Below are 16,311 nucleotides of genomic sequence, written 5' to 3'. Positions count from 1 at the left end.
CCGGTCGCGTCCGCGTGCGCCGGTAGGCTTGACCCTCGTGACTCCCGCCGAGCTCTCCGCCGCCCTGAGGGATGCCCTGACCACGGCCGTCGCGGCCGGGGAGCTGCCCCTCGACCCCGCCGACGTGCCGGCCGAGGTCCGCGTGGAGCGTCCCAAGAACCGCGACCACGGCGACTGGGCGACCAACGTCGCCCTGCAGCTGGCGAAGAAGGCCGGCCGTCCCCCGCGCGACGTCGCGGCGGTCGTGCAGCAGCACCTGCTCCGGGTCCCCGGCGTGCGGGCCGTCGACATCGCCGGCCCCGGGTTCCTCAACGTCACCCTCGAGGCGGCCGCCGCCGGTGAGCTGGCGCGCTCGGTCGTCGAGGCCGGCGCCGCCTTCGGGACCGCCGCCGAACCCAGCGGCGAGAAGGTCAACCTCGAGTTCGTCTCGGCCAACCCCACCGGTCCGATCCACCTCGGGGGCACCCGCTGGGCCGCCGTCGGCGACTCGCTGGCCCGCGTCCTGGCGGCCTGCGGCGCGCAGGTCACCCGCGAGTACTACTTCAACGACCACGGCGGGCAGATCGACCGCTTCGCGCGGTCCCTGCTGGCCCGGGCCAACGGCGAGCCGGCCCCCGAGGACGGCTACGGCGGGGATTACATCACCGACATCGCCACCCAGGTGCGGGCGCTGGTCCCGGGGGTGCTCGAGCAGCCCCGCGAGGAGCAGCAGGAGACCTTCCGCCGCGAGGGCGTCGCCCTGATGTTCGCCGAGATCAAGCAGAGCCTGTCGGAGTTCGGCGTCGAGTTCGACGTCTACTTCCACGAGGACTCCCTGCACACCTCCGGGGCCGTCGACCGGGCCGTGGCGAAGCTGCGCGAGCTCGGCCGCATCTACGAGTCCGACGGTGCGGTCTGGTTGCGCACCAGCGACTTCGGCGACGACAAGGACCGCGTCGTCGTCAAGAGCGACGGGCAGCCGGCCTACATCTCCGGCGACCTCGCCTACTACCTCGACAAGCGCGAACGCGGGTTCGACCGCTGCGTGCTCATGCTCGGGGCCGACCACCACGGCTACGTGGGCCGGATGATGGCCATGTGCGCCGCGTTCGGCGACGAGCCGGGCCGGAACCTGGAGATCCTCATCGGGCAGATGGTGAACCTCGTCAAGGACGGGGTCCCGGTCCGCATGAGCAAGCGCGCCGGCACCGTGGTGACGATGGAGGACCTCGTCGGCGCCGTCGGCGTCGACGCCGCGCGGTACTCCCTGGTGCGCTCCAGCGTCGACTCCAGCATCGACGTCGACCTGGACCTGCTGACCCGGCGCAGCAACGACAACCCGGTCTTCTACGTGCAGTACGCGCACGCCCGCACCGCCAACGTGGCGGTGAACGCGGCGAGCGCCGGCGTGCGCCGCGAGGACGCCTTCGACCCGGCGCTGCTGACCGACGAGACCGAGTCGCTGCTGCTGGCCGCCCTCGCCGAGTTCCCCGAGGTCGTCCGCCGGGCGGGGGAGCTGCGCGAGCCGCACCGCGTCGCGCGCTACCTGGAGGAGCTCGCGGGCAGGTTCCACAAGTTCTACGACGCCTGCCGGGTCACCCCCCGCGCCGGCGAGGAGGTCACCGACGTCCACCGGACGCGGTTGTGGCTCAACGACGCCACCCGGCAGGTGCTGGCCAACGGCCTGGGCCTGCTCGGCGTCTCGGCTCCGGAACGGATGTAGGACGTGGCGGACATCGCTGTCGTGCCGGCGTGGCTGACGCCCCCGGCCGACGTCAACGAGCTGCTGCCGCAGCTGTGGGCGCGCACGGTGCGGCGCGACGCGGCGGGCGCGCTGGAGGTGGGCGGCGTCCCGGTCGCCGAGCTGGCCCGCACGCACGGCACCCCGCTGTTCGTCGTGGACGAGCTGGACTTCCGCTCCCGCGCGGTCGCCTTCCGGGACGCGTTCGCCGACGCGTTCGCCGACCTGTGCGGCGGCGCCGACGTGTACTACGCCTCGAAGGCGTTCATCGCGACGGGCGTCGCGCGGTGGATCGCCGAGGACGGCCTGCACCTGGACACCGCCTCCGGCGGTGAGCTGGCGCTGGGGCTGCGCGGTGGGGTGCTGCCCGGCCGGATCGCGCTGCACGGCAACAACAAGTCGCGCCGGGAGATCGCCTCGGCGCTGGAGGCCGGCGTCGGGCGGATCGTCGTGGACTCCCTCGAGGAGGTCGACGTCGTGGCCGACCTGGCCCGCGAGCGGGGCCTGGTCGCCCCGGTGATGCTGCGCGTGACGGTCGGCGTCGAGGCCCACACCCACCAGTACGTCGCCACCGCCCACGAGGACCAGAAGTTCGGGTTGTCGCTGGCGTCGGGCCAGGCCGAGGCCGCCGTCGCGAAGGTGCTCGGGCGCCCCGAGCTGCACCTGCTCGGGCTGCACAGCCACATCGGGTCCCAGATCTTCGACCTCGGCGGGTTCGAGGTCTCGGCCCGCCGCCTGCTGGAGCTGCACCGCAAGGTCGAGCGCGACCACGGCGTCGAGCTGCCCGAGATCGACCTCGGCGGCGGGTACGGCGTGGCGTACACGTCCGAGGACAAGCCGTTGCAGCCCGTCGAGATCGCCGGCCGGCTGGCCGAGATCGTGGCGCGCGAGTGCCTCGTGCAGGGCATCGCCGTCCCGCGCGTGTCGGTCGAGCCCGGCCGGGCCATCGCCGCGCCGAGCACGTTCACGCTCTACGAGGTGGGCACCACCAAGGACGTCGCGCTCGACGGCGGGACCCGCCGGCGCTACGTCTCCGTCGACGGCGGCATGAGCGACAACATCCGCACGGCGCTGTACGACGCGGACTACTCCGCGACCATCGCCTCGCGCGCCTCCGGCGCCGCGGGCGTGCTGTCCCGGGTCGTCGGCAAGCACTGCGAGAGCGGTGACGTCGTCGTGCGCGACGAGTTCCTCCCGGCCGACGCCACGGCCGGCGACCTGCTGGCCGTCCCCGGCACGGGGGCGTACTGCCGCAGCATGGCCAGCAACTACAACCAGGTGCCGCGGCCCGCGGTGGTCGCCGTGCGCGACGGCGCCGTGCAGCTGCTGGTGCGGCGGGAGACCCCCGAGGACCTGCTCGCGCTCGACGCGGGCTGAGGATCCGGTGGCCGGGGCGGCCCGGCGCAGGTGAGAGGGTAGGGCGGATCGTGCTGGACGGACTGAGGGAGCGCAAGCGGTGGAGCCGGTGAAGGTCGCGCTGCTCGGGTGCGGTGTCGTGGGCGCCGAGGTCGCCCGACTGCTGACGACGCAGGCCGACGACTTCGCGGCGCGCGTGGGTGCGCCGCTGGAGCTCGCGGGGATCGCGGTGCGCCGGCTGGGCCGCGACCGCGGCGCGGGGATCGACGCGTCGCTGTTCACGACCGACGCCGAGGACCTCGTGACCCGCGCCGACGTCGTCATCGAGGTCATCGGCGGCATCGAGCCGGCGCGCTCGCTCATCCTGTCCGCCTTCGAGCACGGCGCCTCCGTCGTCACCGCCAACAAGGCGCTGCTGGCCGCCGACGGCCCGGCGCTGTACGAGGCCGCGGCGAAGAACGGCGTGGACCTCTACTACGAGGCCTCCGTCGCGGGGGCGATCCCGCTGCTGCGGCCGCTGCGCGAGTCCCTCGTGGGTGACCGCGTGACCCGCGTGCTGGGCATCGTCAACGGCACGACGAACTACGTCCTGGACCAGATGCACACGACGGGCATGGGCTTCGCCGAGGCCGTCGAGCAGGCGCAGGCCCTGGGGTACGCCGAGGCCGACCCGACGGCCGACGTGGAGGGGTTCGACGCCGCCGCCAAGGCCGCGATCCTGGCCTCCCTGGCGTTCCACACCCGCGTGAGCCTGGACGACGTCCACCGCGAGGGCATCACCGAGGTCAGCGCCGCGGACGTGCGCGCGGCCGAGGTCCAGGGGTGCGTCGTCAAGCTCCTCGCGATCTGCGAGCGCGGCACGGACGCCGATGGCAACGAGGCCGTCTCGGTGCGCGTGCACCCCGCCATGCTGCCGCTGGAGCACCAGCTCGCCGGGGTCCGGGGGGCCTTCAACGCCGTCTACGTCGAGGCCGAGGCGGCCGGCCAGCTCATGTTCTACGGGCCGGGGGCCGGGGGCCGGCCCACGGCCAGCGCCGTGATGGGCGACGTCGTCGCCGTCGCGCGGCACAAGGTCGTCGGCGGCCGCGGGCCGGGGGAGTCGGCCTACGCCGAGCTGACGGTCCAGCCGATGTCCGAGACCGTCACGCGCTACCACGTGCGGCTCGACGTGGCCGACAAGCCGGGCGTGCTGGCCCAGGTGGCCGGGGTGTTCGCGGCGCACGACGTCTCGATCGAGGCCGTGCAGCAGCGCCAGGACGACTCCGGTCGCGCCGTCCTGGTCGTGGTGACGCACAGCGCGACGGACGCGAACCTGTCGGCCACCGTCGACGAGCTCGAGCAGCTGGACATCGTGGACTCCGTGGCCGGCGTGCTGCGGGTCGAAGGGGGAGACGCCTGATGGCGCACGTGTGGCGGGGTCTCATCGAGGAGTACCGGGACCGGCTGCCCGTGACCGAGTCCACTCCCGTGGTCACCCTCGGGGAGGGGGGGACGCCGCTGGTGCCGGCGCGCCACCTGTCCGAGCTCGTGCGGGGGCGGGTGCTCCTCAAGGTCGAGGGCTGCAACCCCACCGGGTCCTTCAAGGACCGGGGCATGACGATGGCCATGACCAGGGCCAAGGAGCTGGGGGCCGAGGTCGTCATCTGCGCCTCCACGGGCAACACCTCCGCCTCGGCGGCGGCGTACGCCACGGCGGCCGGCATCCGCTGCGCCGTGCTCGTGCCCGACGGCAAGATCGCGATGGGCAAGCTGTCCCAGGCCGTGGCCCACGGCGCGACGATCCTGCAGGTCGACGGCAACTTCGACGACTGCCTGAACCAGGCGCGCAAGCTCGCCGAGGCGTACCCCGTCGAGCTGGTCAACTCCGTCAACCCGTTCCGCATCGAGGGCCAGAAGACCGGCGCGTTCGAGGTCGTGGACGTGCTCGGCGACGCCCCGGACATCCACGCGCTGCCCGTCGGCAACGCCGGGAACATCACCGCGTACTGGAAGGGCTACACCGAGTACGCGGCCGACGGCGTCGCGTCCCGGACCCCGAAGATGTGGGGCTTCCAGGCCGCCGGTGCCGCACCCATCGTCAAGGGGCACCCGGTGGACCACCCCGAGACGATCGCCACCGCGATCCGCATCGGCCACCCCGCCTCCTGGACGGGGGCCACGACCGCCCGCGACGACTCCGGCGGGCGCATCGACGCGGTCAGCGACGAGCAGATCCTCGCCGCGCACCGCTGGCTGTCGGCCCGGGAGGGCGTCTTCGTCGAGCCCGCGTCCGCGGCCGGCGTCGCGGGTCTGCTGGCCGCCGCCGAGGCCGGTGAGGTCGAGGCCGGGCAGACCATCGTCATCACCGTCACCGGGCACGGGCTGAAGGACCCGCAGTGGGCGCTGGAGCTCGCCGGCGGGGCCGAGGGGTCGGTCGAGCCGGTGCGCGTGCAGCCCGACGCCGTGACCATCGCCCGGGCCATCGGCCTGGACGTCTGAGCCGCGTGCCCACCGCCCCGCACGGCCCCCGCCCGCCGGCATGAGCGTCCCCACCCGTCCCCGGACCCTGAGCCGGTTGCCGGTCGGTGCCGCCGTGACGGTCCGGGTCCCGGCCACGAGCGCGAACCTGGGCCCCGGCTTCGACGCCTTCGGCCTCGCCCTCGACCTGTGCGACGAGGTGCGGGCCGAGGTCACGGCCGCCGACGGCCTGACCGTCCGCGTCGAGGGGCAGGGCGCCGACGCCGTCCCCACCGACGGCCGCCACCTGGTCGTCCGGGTGCTGCGCGAGGAGCTCGAGGCCGCCGGGTACGAGGCGGTGGGGCTCGACCTGCTGTGCCGCAACGTCATCCCGCACGGGCGCGGGCTGGGGTCGTCGGCGTCGGCCATCGTGGCGGGTCTCACCGCGGCGCGGGGCCTGCTGCAGGCGGCGGGCGTGGTCACCGAGACCGACGCCGAGGCCCGCCAGCGGGTCCTGCTGGAGAGCTCCCGGCGCGAGGGGCACCCCGACAACGCCGCGCCCGCCGTCCACGGCGGGTTCACCATCGCCTGGACGCACGGCGGCGACCCGACGCACCCGGACGCGGTGCGGTCCGTGCGGCTCGGCGTCCACCCGTCCGTGCGGGCCGTCGTCTGCGTCCCGGCCGAGGAGCTCGCGACGTCGCGGGCCCGGGCGCTGCTGCCGGCGAGCGTCCCCCACGGCGACGCGGCGTTCACCGCGGGGCGCGCGGGTCTGCTGGTGCACGCGCTGACCACCGACCCGTCCCTGCTGCTGGACGCGACGGAGGAACGCCTGCACCAGGTGCAGCGGGCCCCGGCGATGCCGCGGTCGGCGCAGCTGCTCGACGCGCTGCGCGCCGCCGGGCTGGCCGCGGTCGTCTCCGGGGCCGGTCCCAGCGTGCTCGTGCTCACCGACGAGGCCGGTGTCGGGCGGGTGCGCGCGACCGCGCGGGACCTCGGTGCCTGGGACGTCCACGACCGCCCGGTGCACCCCGCGGGCGTGCAGTGGACGCTCGGCTGAAGCGGTTGTCCCGCAGGCGGTGAGCTGTGCGCGCCGCCTGCCGGCGCGAGCGGTGCGGCGGCGCGCCGCACCGCCGTTCGGGGGACGGGGGACGACGGCGAGGCCTCGGGTGTTAGGATGGGGTCAGCACCCACGGCGGGACCGTCTGTTCGACGGACGCTGGTCGAAGCCCCTCTGCTCGTAGGACCGCTTCCTGCAGCGCTCGTCCCCCCGCCTCCGGGTGCGTCTCCACTCACCTGCTGCGCTGTGCGCGGCCGTGGATTCCCAGCCGCTGCCCGATCGGGCAGTCACCGCGACACCCCCGGACCCGACGAAGCGCCGGATCCGCCGGTCAGTCGCTCCGACGAGGGGGAAGGACCTTCGTGACCGACACCACCGACACCGCTGCCACCGACGGCGTGAGCGCCGAGGCGCCCGCGCGCCGCACGGGGAGCCTGTCCGCGCTGCGCCTGCCGCAGCTCCAGGCGCTGGCGACCGAGCTCGGGATCTCCGGCACCGGGCGCATGCGCAAGGTGGACCTGCTCGCCGCCATCCGGGAGCACCAGTCCAGCGGGCCGCAGCGCAGCGCACCCGCCCAGGCCCCGGCACCCGTGGCGCAGGCCCCCGCTCCCGTCGTGGAGCAGACCGCGCCCGCGGCCGCCGAGCCCGCCGCTCAGCCCGCCGCTCAGCCCGCCGTCGAGCCGTCCGCCGAGCCGTCCGCCGAGCCGCGGACCCAGGCCCCGCGGACCCGCTCCCGCCGGGCCGGCGCCCCCGCCGGTGCCCCGCCCGCGGCCCAGGCCCCCGTGGTCGCGGCGCCCGCCGTCGACCTCCCGGCCCCGGCCGCCGAGGACGCCCCGGCGGCGCGCCCCGAGCCGACGCTGGACGACTTCACGGGCGGTCGCACCGACCGCCCCGCGCGCAGCGAGCGTCCCGAGGACGGCTCGCCGCGCCTGTCGCGCCGGGAGCGGGCCCGCCGCGACCGCGTGCGTGAGCCCGACCAGCAGGTCGAGCTGCCCAACATGCCCCGCCGCGACCCCGCGGGCGAGGGCGACAACCGCGGTGAGAACCGCGGCGAGGGCCGCAACCGCGGCGAGAACCGCGGCGAGAACCGGGGCGAGCCGCGCCGGGAGGACCGCGGCGAGGCGCGCCGGGAGGAGCGCGGCGACCAGCGCGGCGAGGACCGCGGTGAGCGTCCGCAGGCCGCGCACACCGGCCCGTCCGACGACTTCGAGGGCGAGGGCCGTCGTGGTCGTCGCAACCGCTACCGCGACCGCAAGGGCCGCCGCGGCGGCCGCGACGGCGGCGGTGCCCCCGAGATCGACGAGCAGGTCAACGAGGACGACGTCCTGCTGCCCGTCGCCGGGATCCTCGACGTGCTGGACAACTACGCGTTCATCCGGACCTCCGGCTACCTCGCCGGCGCCAACGACGTGTACGTCTCCCTGGGCCAGGTGAAGAAGAACAACCTGCGTCCCGGTGACGCCGTCACCGGCGCCGTCCGCCAGCCCCGCGAGGGCGAGCAGACCGGTGCCCGCGCCAAGTTCAACGCGCTCGTGCGCGTCGACACCGTCAACGGCGCGGCGCCCGAGCAGGCCCGGCACCGCCCGGAGTTCACCAAGCTCACCCCGCTGTACCCGCAGGAGCGCCTGCGGCTGGAGACCGAGCCCAACGTCCTGACGACGCGCATCATCGACCTGATGTCGCCGCTCGGGAAGGGGCAGCGCGGTCTGATCGTGGCTCCGCCGAAGGCCGGCAAGACGATGGTCATGCAGGCCATCGCCAACGCCATCACGACGAACAACCCCGAGTGCCACCTGATGGTCGTGCTCGTGGACGAGCGTCCCGAAGAGGTCACCGACATGCAGCGGACGATCAAGGGTGAGGTCATCGCCTCCACCTTCGACCGTCCCGCCGCCGACCACACCGCGGTCGCCGAGCTCGCCATCGAGCGGGCCAAGCGCCTGGTGGAGCTCGGCAACGACGTCGTCGTGCTGCTGGACTCCCTGACCCGTCTGTCGCGCGCCTACAACATCTCGGCGCCGGCCAGCGGCCGCATCCTCTCCGGTGGTGTGGACGCCTCGGCGCTGTACCCGCCGAAGCGCTTCTTCGGCGCGGCGCGCAACGTCGAGAACGGCGGCTCGCTGACGATCCTGGCCTCGGCCCTGGTCGAGACCGGCTCCAAGGCCGACGAGGTCATCTTCGAGGAGTTCAAGGGCACCGGGAACATGGAGGTCCGCCTGTCGCGCCAGCTGGCCGACAAGCGCATCTTCCCCGCGGTCGACGTGCCGGCCTCCGGCACCCGCCGCGAGGAGATCCTCATGTCCCGCGAGGAGCTGCAGACCGTCTGGAAGCTGCGCCGCGTCGTCACCGCGCTCGACGCGCAGGCCTCCATCGAGCTGCTGCTGGACCGCCTGAAGAAGACCCGCAGCAACCTCGAGTTCCTGCAGCAGGTGCAGACCTCGACCCCCCTGGTCACCAAGGACTGAGGGAATCTCCCGCGGGGTCGCCGGGTTCCACTACCCGGCGGCTCCTGTGGGAGACTGCTTCGACACCGCGGGTACCGGCTCACGCCAGCACGATCGGCGACCCGGTGCCGACTGAGCGCCTAGAGGAGAGAACCATGAAGGCTGGGATCCACCCGGAGTACGTCGAGACCCAGGTCACCTGCACCTGCGGCAACACGTTCACCACCCGCAGCACCGAGAAGTCCGGCGAGATGCGCGCCGACGTCTGCAGCGCCTGCCACCCGTTCTACACGGGCAAGCAGAAGATCCTGGACACCGGTGGCCGCGTCGCCCGCTTCCAGCAGCGCTACGGCAAGAAGACCGCCAAGTAGCACGTCCACAGCGCCGGTCCCACCGCCCCTCCGGGCGGAGGGACCGGCGCTGTCGCGTTCCCGCCCTCCTCCGACCCGCCCGCCCAGGAGCCCGCCGTGTTCGAGTCCGTCCAGCCGCTGCTCGACGAGCACGCCGAGCTCGAGCGCCGGCTCGGTGACCCCGCCGTGCACGCCGACGCGGGGCTGGCCCGGTCCCTGGGGCGGCGCTACGCCGAGCTGGGGCAGGTCGTGGAGGCGCACGCGGCGTGGCGCGCCGCCGTCGACGACGCCGAGGCCGCGCGCGAGCTCGCCGCCGAGGACGCCGGCTTCGCCGCCGAGCTGCCCGCGCTGGAGCGGGCCGTCACCGAGACGGGCGAGCGGCTGCGCCGGGTGCTGCTGCCGCGCGACCCCGACGACGCCCGCGACGTGATCCTGGAGATCAAGGCGGGGGAGGGCGGCGAGGAGTCGGCCCTGTTCGCCGGGGACCTGCTGCGGATGTACCTGCGCTACGCCGAGCGCCACGGCTGGAGCACCGAGCTCATCGACTCCACTCCCAGCGACCTCGGCGGCTACAAGGACGTGTCGGTCGCGGTGAAGACGCGCGGCAGCGCGGCCGAGGGCGTCTGGCACCGGCTGAAGTACGAGGGCGGCGTCCACCGCGTCCAGCGGGTCCCCGTCACCGAGTCGCAGGGGCGGGTCCACACGTCCGCCGTCGGCGTGCTCGTGATGCCCGAGGCCGAGGAGGTCGAGGTGGCGATCGACCCGAACGACCTGCGCGTCGACGTCTTCCGCTCCTCCGGTCCCGGGGGTCAGAGCGTCAACACCACCGACTCGGCCGTGCGCATCACGCACCTGCCGACGGGCATCGTCGCCAGCTGCCAGAACGAGAAGTCGCAGCTGCAGAACAAGGAGCAGGCGATGCGCATCCTGCGGGCGCGGCTGCACGCCGTCGCCCAGGAGGCCGCTGACGCCCAGGCCTCGGCCGCCCGCCGCTCGCAGGTCCGCACCGTCGACCGCTCCGAGCGGATCCGGACGTACAACTACGGCGAGAACCGGATCGCCGACCACCGCACGGGGTTCAAGGCGTACAACCTCGACGCGGTGCTCGACGGCGACCTCGACCCGGTGATCCAGTCGGCCGTCGACGCCGACGAGGCGGCGCAGCTCGCGGCGTCCTGATCCGCGCCGAACGACGGATGCCCCGGTCGGCTGCGCGTCCCTAGCGTGGGCGGCGACGGCGTCGCGGCTGCGCGTCGTCCGCTCGTGCCCTGCCCGCCGTCGTCGGACTGAGGTGGTCCCGTGTCCCCGCGTTCCCTGCGCCCCCTGATCCGGAAGCTGGGCCTGGTGGGGGTGAGCGCCGCGCTCGTCGCGGGCCTGTCCGCCGCCGCTCTCCAGCCGCCGCGGCCGTCGGCGGTCTCCACGGGCGACCCGGCCCTGGCGGAGCGGTTGCGCACCGCCACGGCCGACCTCTTCGGCCAGGGGTTCGCCGCGGCCGTCGGGGACGGGACCGGGTCCACCTCGGCCGCCGTCGGGACCGCGGACGTCGACCGGCCGCTGGAGGCCGGGACGCCGCAGGAGATCGGGTCGATCACGAAGTCGCTGACGGGTCTGCTGCTGGCCGACATGGTGGCCCGCGGCGAGGTGACGCCGGCGACGACGCTGGGCGAGGTCTACCCGGACCTGCGGGGCGTGCTGGCCACCACCACCCTCGACGAGCTCGCCACCCACACCTCGGGACTGCCCCGCCTCAGCGCGCGGGCCACCGTGGCCGGGCTGGTGTCGTCCTTCACGCTCGGCAACCCGTACCGCTTCGACACCCCCGAGAACCTGCTGCGGGACGCTGCCTGGACCCCGTTCCGGACCGAGCGGGGCCGGCACGCCTACTCCAACCTGGGGTACGCCCTGCTGGGCAACGCCCTGGCGGAGCGGGCGGGGCGGCCCTACCCCGAGCTCCTCGCCGAGCGGGTGCTGGTGCCCCTGGGGCTGACCGCCACGGTCGCCGCCCCGCCCGCACCGCCGGCGGGGGCGGCGCGCCAGCTGGGCCCGGACGGGCGGGTCGCGACGCCGTGGCTGTCCGCCGGCAGCACCCCGGCCGGTACGGGCGTGTGGTCGACCGCCGACGACCTCGGCCGGCTCGCCCGGGCCGCCGCCACCGGGGGGCTCGACCCGGCGGCCCTGCGACCGCGGGTCCCGGACGGGGACGCGGGCGTGGGGTGGGGCTGGTTCACCGTCGACCTCGGCGGACGGACCTTCGTGGGCAACAACGGCGCGACCTCCGGGGTCCAGGCCTCGGTGTGGGCCGAGCCCGCGACGGGGGCGTGGGTCGTGGTCACCTCGCCCAGCGGGTCGGCGGCGCTGGACACCCAGACGGTCGCCTTCCGGTTGCTGGGCCTAGCCTCCTGACGTGATCGACGCCCGCGAGCTGCTGCTCGACGCCGAGCGGCGCCTGGCGGCCGCCGGTGTCCCGACCCCCCGCGCCGACGCCGAGCTGCTGCTCGCGCACGCCCTGGGGGTGGAGCGCTCGCGGGTCGGCGTGCTCGTGGCGCTGGGGGAGCGGGTCGACCCGGTCCGGTTCACCGACCTGCTGGAGCTGCGGGCCGACCGCGTCCCGCTGCAGCACCTGACCGGCCGCGCCGGGTTCCGCGCGCTGGACCTGCACGTCGGCCCGGGGGTGTTCGTGCCCCGGCCCGAGACCGAGACCGTCGCCGAGCTGGCGATCGCCGCCGCCCGGGCCGTCGAGGACCCGGTGGTCGTGGACCTGTGCACGGGGTCGGGGGCCATCGCGCTGGCCGTGGCGACCGAGGTGCCCGGGGCCCGGGTGCACGCGGTGGAGCTGGACCCGATGGCCCACGAGTGGGCCCGGCGCAACGTCGAGGAGTTCGCCCCGGGCGTCGACCTGCGCCGCGGCGACGCGGCCACGGCCTTCGCCGACCTCGACGGCGCCGTCGACGTCGTCGTGAGCAACCCGCCGTACGTCCCCCCGGGGGCGGTGCCCGTCGACGCCGAGGTCGCCCGGCACGACCCGCAGGTCGCGCTGTACGGCCTGGGCGAGGACGGCCTGCAGGTGCCGCGCCGCGTGGTCGCCACCGCCGCGCGGCTGCTGCGGGCGGGCGGGTACGCGGTCGTCGAGCACGCGGAGGTCCAGGAGGCCGCGGCCCGGGAGATGTTCGGCGAGCGCGACTGGGTGGACGTGCGCGGCCACCGCGACCTCACGGGGCGGCCCCGTTCCACCTCCGCCCGGCGCCGCTGACGCGCCGCGCGCGAGGTCGTCGTCGCGACACGCCCGGACGGTGCGAGACTCTTCTCCCGTGAGGCCCCCGTTCGATTGCGCTGACCCCGTCGTCCGAGACCGCGGTCTGTCCGCGGCGCACAACGCCGTCAAGCGCGGTGAGGTCGTCGTGCTGCCGACCGACACCGTCTACGGCATCGGCGCCGACGCCTTCAACCCCACCGCCGTCAAGCGCCTGCTCGAGGCCAAGGGCCGCGGCCGGGACATGCCGCCGCCGGTGCTGGTCCCCGAGACGCGCACGATCGACGGGCTGGCCAGCTCCATCCCCTTCGCGGTCCGCGAGCTGATCGACGCGTTCTGGCCCGGCGCCCTGACGATCGTCTGCCGCGCGCAGCCGTCGCTGACGTGGGACCTGGGGGAGACGAACGGGACGGTGGCGCTGCGCATGCCGCTGCACCCGGTCGCCCTGGAGCTGCTCAAGCGCACCGGCCCGCTGGCGGTCTCCAGCGCCAACAAGTCCGGTCAGCCGGCCGCGACGCTGGTGCAGGAGGCCGTGGACCAGCTCGGGGACTCGGTGCGGGTGTACCTCGACGGCGGCCCGAGCCCGAAGGGGGCGCCTTCGACCATCGTCGACGCCTCGGACGGGCCGCTGCGCGTCCTGCGCGTCGGGGCGATCAGCGAGGCCGAGCTGCGCGCGGCCGTGCCCAAGGGCTGGGTCGAGCCCGAGGCCCCCGACGGCGCCCCCGTCGAGGGCGGGGTCCCCGGTGCGGACGCGGGGGAGAACGGGCCGGAGGGGTCCGGAGCCGCGAGCGGATGAGGGCCTACCTGCTCGTCATCGTCGTGGCCGCGGCCGTGACGTACCTGACGACCCCCCTGGTGCGGCGGGTGGCCCAGCGCGTCGGCGCGGTCACCCCGTTGCGGGACCGGGACGTGCACTCGGTGCCGATCCCGCGCCTGGGGGGCGTGGCCATGCTCTTCGGCATGGTCGCGGCGCTCGTCGTGGCGAGCCGGATCCCCTTCCTGTCCCGCGTGTTCGAGGCCGACCCGGGGCCCCTGTGGGTCCTCGTCGGCGCCGCGGTGGTCGTCGCCGTCGGGATCGCCGACGACATCGTCCAGCTCGACGCCGTCACGAAGCTGGCCGGCCAGGTGCTCGCCGCGGGCATCATGGGCTGGCAGGGCGTGAGCCTGCTGCAGCTGCCCATCGGCGGGGTGACGCTGCTGTCGGGCCGCACGATGATGATCATCACGATCCTCGTGGTGCTGGTCTCGGTGAACGCGGTGAACTTCGTCGACGGCCTCGACGGCCTGGCCGCGGGGATCGTGGGGATCGGTGCGATCGCCTTCTTCGGCTACTCCTACGCGCTCCAGCGCGGCAGCGCCCCGGACGACTTCTCCTCCCTGGCGACCCTGATCGCGGCCATCACGGTCGGTGTGTGCCTGGGCTTCCTGCCGCACAACTTCCACCCCGCGCGCATCTTCATGGGCGACTCGGGCTCGATGCTGCTGGGGCTGCTGATGGCGAGCTCGACCATCGCCGCGACGAGCACGGTGGACCCCGAGACGGTCGCCGACGAGCAGATCGCGCCGGCGTTCTTCCCGCTGCTGCTGCCCGTCGCGGTCCTGCTGGTGCCCTTCAGCGACATGGTGCTCGCGGTCGTGCGCCGCACCCGGGCGGGGAAGGCGTTCTGGCACCCGGACAAGAAGCACCTGCACCACCGGTTGCTGCAGATGGGGCACTCGCACCGCGTGGCGGTCCTGACCATGTACTCGTGGGCGGCGTTCCTGAGCTTCGGGGCGGCCACGTCGGCGTTCCTGCCCTTGACGCAGGCCCTGGCGGTGGCCTTCGCCGCGGGGTGCCTCGTGCTGGCGCTGACGTTCCTGCCCTTGTACTGGCGGCGCGGACGGCGCACGGTGGGGGTCGTGGACGAGCGGGCCGAGCAGGAGCGCGACGTGACGCACGAGACGTCGCGCACGTGAGCTCGGGTGAGCCACGACGCGGCGTAGGAGACCCCTCCGCTCGTGATAGCTTTCACGAAGTCTCCCCGGGTCCACCCGACACCGGGGCTGCCGCCGATAGGCCTGTCCCACCGGACGACCCGCCGACGACGAGAGAGAACCCCGTGAGCACGAGCACCGACGCAGGAGTCCAGGCCGCCCAGGCCTTCGGCACCCTGCTGCGCCGCGCCTCGCTCGTGACGGGGATCGTCGCGGTCGTCTGCGTCGTGGTCGCCTCGGTCTGGCAGGGACTGTCCTCGGGCCTCTCGTCGCTGATCGGCGGGGCGATCGTCATCGCGTTCTTCGGGGCGCGGCTGGTCGTCATGCGCAAGGTCACCGAGAAGAACCCGCACATGATCATGCTGACCGCGATGGTCGTCTACAGCGTGAAGATCGTCCTGCTGGGCGTGGCGATGCTGGTCCTGACCCGGGTCGAGGGGATCTCCGGTCCCGCGCTCGGGTTCACCGTCATCATCACGGCCGTCGCCTGGCTGGCCGCCGAGCTGCGCGGCTTCATGAAGATGCGCATCCCCGTCTTCATGACGGACGAGGGGCCGAAGTGAGCCTCCTGAAGCCCTCGGACGACCCGAGCACCGACATCGGCAACGGCCTCACCGAGAAGGTGGCCTGGAGCATCACGTCGTACCTGATCTCCGGTGCGCTCCTGGGGGCGCTCGCCGGCTGGGGCGTCGACCACCTGCTCGGCACGAGCTTCGTGGTCGGGATCGGCCTGGTCGTCGGCAAGGCGTTGACTTTGTACTACGTGTGGCTCCGGTACGGTACGCACTGACCGCGAGACGCCCGACCACTGTTCAGGGGGCCACGCGGCCGGCAGACCGGCCCCGTACCCACGATGAAGTTCGCACGGAGGAGTTGACGTGAGCCTGCCCCTGCTGGCTGCCGCGGAGAGCGCGTACGAAGCGCCCGACCAGAGCATCTTCTGGCAGCCGCTGATCGGGAGCGGGCCGTTCGCCATCACGCGTCCGGCCATCGTCTTCGCGCTGTCCGCCGTCCTCATCATCTGGCTGCTGCTGGCCGGGACGAAGCGCCTCGCGGTCGTGCCGGGCAAGAAGCAGATGGCCGTGGAGGCCGTCTACGGCTTCGTCCGGAACACCATCGGCCGGGACATCATCGGCAGCAAGGACTTCCGCCGCTTCCTGCCGCTGCTGTTCACCTTCTTCACGGTCATCCTCGTCAACAACCTGTTCGGCGTCATCCCGCCGATCCAGTACCCGACGATGGGGCGCATCGCGTTCCCGCTGGCGCTGACGATCATGCTCTACCTGACGTACCACGTCGTGGGCATCCGGAAGAAGGGCTTCGCCGCCTACTTCGCCGGCGTCGTCCCGCACGGCCTGCCGAAGCCGATCGTCCCCCTGGTGTTCCTGCTCGAGGTGCTCTCCATCGTCGTCATCCAGCCGGTGACGATCACCCTGCGGCTCTTCGGCAACATGTTCGCGGGCCACCTGATCCTCGTGCTGTTCATCACCGGCGCCGAGCACATGCTCCTCCACGGCGGCCTCGGCCTGAAGCTCCTCAGCGTCCCGACCATCGGCATGGCCTTCGCCCTGACGCTGTTCGAGCTCTTCGTGGAGTTCCTGCAGGCGTACGTCTACACGATGCTCGCCGCCACCTTCATCGCCAGCGCCCTCGCTGACGAGCACTGAACCGTCCCACCCAGAACCCGGGCGCGGACGTGCGCACCGGCAACGAAAGGAATG

15 protein-coding genes are annotated in these 16,311 nt (G+C 74.0%); all 15 read left to right on the top strand.

The window, feature by feature from the left end; genetic code table 11:
* Positions 1-37 precede the first annotated feature (37 nt).
* Positions 38-1,702, top strand: a complete 1,665-nt coding sequence (gene argS, locus ACRYM6_RS12545) for an arginine--tRNA ligase (RefSeq protein ID WP_432543213.1) — start codon at positions 38-40, stop codon at positions 1,700-1,702.
* A gap of 3 nt (positions 1,703-1,705) precedes the next feature.
* Positions 1,706-3,097 (top strand): diaminopimelate decarboxylase, encoded by a 1,392-nt coding sequence (gene lysA, locus ACRYM6_RS12540; protein ID WP_432543212.1) that lies wholly within the window; start codon positions 1,706-1,708, stop codon positions 3,095-3,097.
* Between the two features lie 79 nt (positions 3,098-3,176).
* Positions 3,177-4,475, top strand: a complete 1,299-nt coding sequence (locus ACRYM6_RS12535) for a homoserine dehydrogenase (protein ID WP_432543211.1) — start codon at positions 3,177-3,179, stop codon at positions 4,473-4,475.
* Entirely contained in the window at positions 4,475-5,554 is a 1,080-nt protein-coding gene (thrC, locus tag ACRYM6_RS12530; protein WP_432543210.1) for a threonine synthase, read from the top strand. The genes ACRYM6_RS12535 and thrC overlap by 1 nt, the downstream gene beginning before the upstream one ends.
* A 40-nt stretch (positions 5,555-5,594) precedes the next feature.
* On the top strand, positions 5,595-6,572 hold the full coding sequence (gene thrB, locus ACRYM6_RS12525) for a homoserine kinase (protein ID WP_432543209.1): 978 nt from the start codon (positions 5,595-5,597) through the stop codon (positions 6,570-6,572).
* Between the two features lie 362 nt (positions 6,573-6,934).
* Positions 6,935-9,037 carry a transcription termination factor Rho gene (rho, locus tag ACRYM6_RS12520; RefSeq protein ID WP_432543208.1) on the top strand — a complete coding sequence of 701 codons (2,103 nt, stop codon included), beginning with the start codon at positions 6,935-6,937 and terminating at the stop codon, positions 9,035-9,037.
* A gap of 134 nt (positions 9,038-9,171) precedes the next feature.
* Positions 9,172-9,387 (top strand): 50S ribosomal protein L31, encoded by a 216-nt coding sequence (gene rpmE, locus ACRYM6_RS12515; protein ID WP_432511635.1) that lies wholly within the window; start codon positions 9,172-9,174, stop codon positions 9,385-9,387.
* A 96-nt stretch (positions 9,388-9,483) separates the two neighbouring features.
* Positions 9,484-10,545, top strand: a complete 1,062-nt coding sequence (gene prfA, locus ACRYM6_RS12510; protein WP_432543207.1) for a peptide chain release factor 1 — start codon at positions 9,484-9,486, stop codon at positions 10,543-10,545.
* Positions 10,546-10,665: 120 nt separating this feature from the next.
* Positions 10,666-11,769, top strand: coding sequence for a serine hydrolase domain-containing protein (locus ACRYM6_RS12505; protein WP_432543206.1), 1,104 nt, complete (start codon positions 10,666-10,668; stop codon positions 11,767-11,769).
* Between the two features lies 1 nt (position 11,770).
* Positions 11,771-12,616, top strand: coding sequence for a peptide chain release factor N(5)-glutamine methyltransferase (gene prmC / locus ACRYM6_RS12500; RefSeq protein ID WP_432543205.1), 846 nt, complete (start codon positions 11,771-11,773; stop codon positions 12,614-12,616).
* Positions 12,617-12,674: 58 nt separating this feature from the next.
* Positions 12,675-13,412, top strand: a complete 738-nt coding sequence (locus ACRYM6_RS12495; protein ID WP_432543204.1) for an L-threonylcarbamoyladenylate synthase — start codon at positions 12,675-12,677, stop codon at positions 13,410-13,412.
* Positions 13,409-14,572 carry a glycosyltransferase family 4 protein gene (locus ACRYM6_RS12490; protein ID WP_432543203.1) on the top strand — a complete coding sequence of 388 codons (1,164 nt, stop codon included), beginning with the start codon at positions 13,409-13,411 and terminating at the stop codon, positions 14,570-14,572. Before ACRYM6_RS12495 ends, ACRYM6_RS12490 begins: the two co-directional genes overlap by 4 nt.
* 143 nt (positions 14,573-14,715) lie before the next feature.
* Positions 14,716-15,153 carry an ATP synthase subunit I gene (locus ACRYM6_RS12485; protein ID WP_432543202.1) on the top strand — a complete coding sequence of 146 codons (438 nt, stop codon included), beginning with the start codon at positions 14,716-14,718 and terminating at the stop codon, positions 15,151-15,153.
* Positions 15,150-15,380, top strand: a complete 231-nt coding sequence (locus ACRYM6_RS12480; protein WP_432543201.1) for a hypothetical protein — start codon at positions 15,150-15,152, stop codon at positions 15,378-15,380. Before ACRYM6_RS12485 ends, ACRYM6_RS12480 begins: the two co-directional genes overlap by 4 nt.
* 88 nt (positions 15,381-15,468) lie before the next feature.
* Positions 15,469-16,257, top strand: a complete 789-nt coding sequence (atpB, locus tag ACRYM6_RS12475; RefSeq protein WP_432511627.1) for a F0F1 ATP synthase subunit A — start codon at positions 15,469-15,471, stop codon at positions 16,255-16,257.
* The last annotated feature ends 54 nt before the right edge of the window (positions 16,258-16,311 follow it).

It is taken from the genome of Kineococcus rugosus (assembly GCF_050871975.1).
Taxonomy (GTDB): domain Bacteria; phylum Actinomycetota; class Actinomycetes; order Actinomycetales; family Kineococcaceae; genus Kineococcus.
This window is presented reverse-complemented; position numbering and strand designations above follow the sequence as displayed.

Coding starts and splice junctions, on each gene's coding strand:
- thrC (WP_432543210.1), top strand. CDS start 4,475: ATGGCGCACGTGTGGCGGGGTCTCATCGAGGAGTACCGGGACCGGCTG.
- thrB (WP_432543209.1), top strand. CDS start 5,595: ATGAGCGTCCCCACCCGTCCCCGGACCCTGAGCCGGTTGCCGGTCGGT.
- rpmE (WP_432511635.1), top strand. CDS start 9,172: ATGAAGGCTGGGATCCACCCGGAGTACGTCGAGACCCAGGTCACCTGC.
- ACRYM6_RS12490 (WP_432543203.1), top strand. CDS start 13,409: ATGAGGGCCTACCTGCTCGTCATCGTCGTGGCCGCGGCCGTGACGTAC.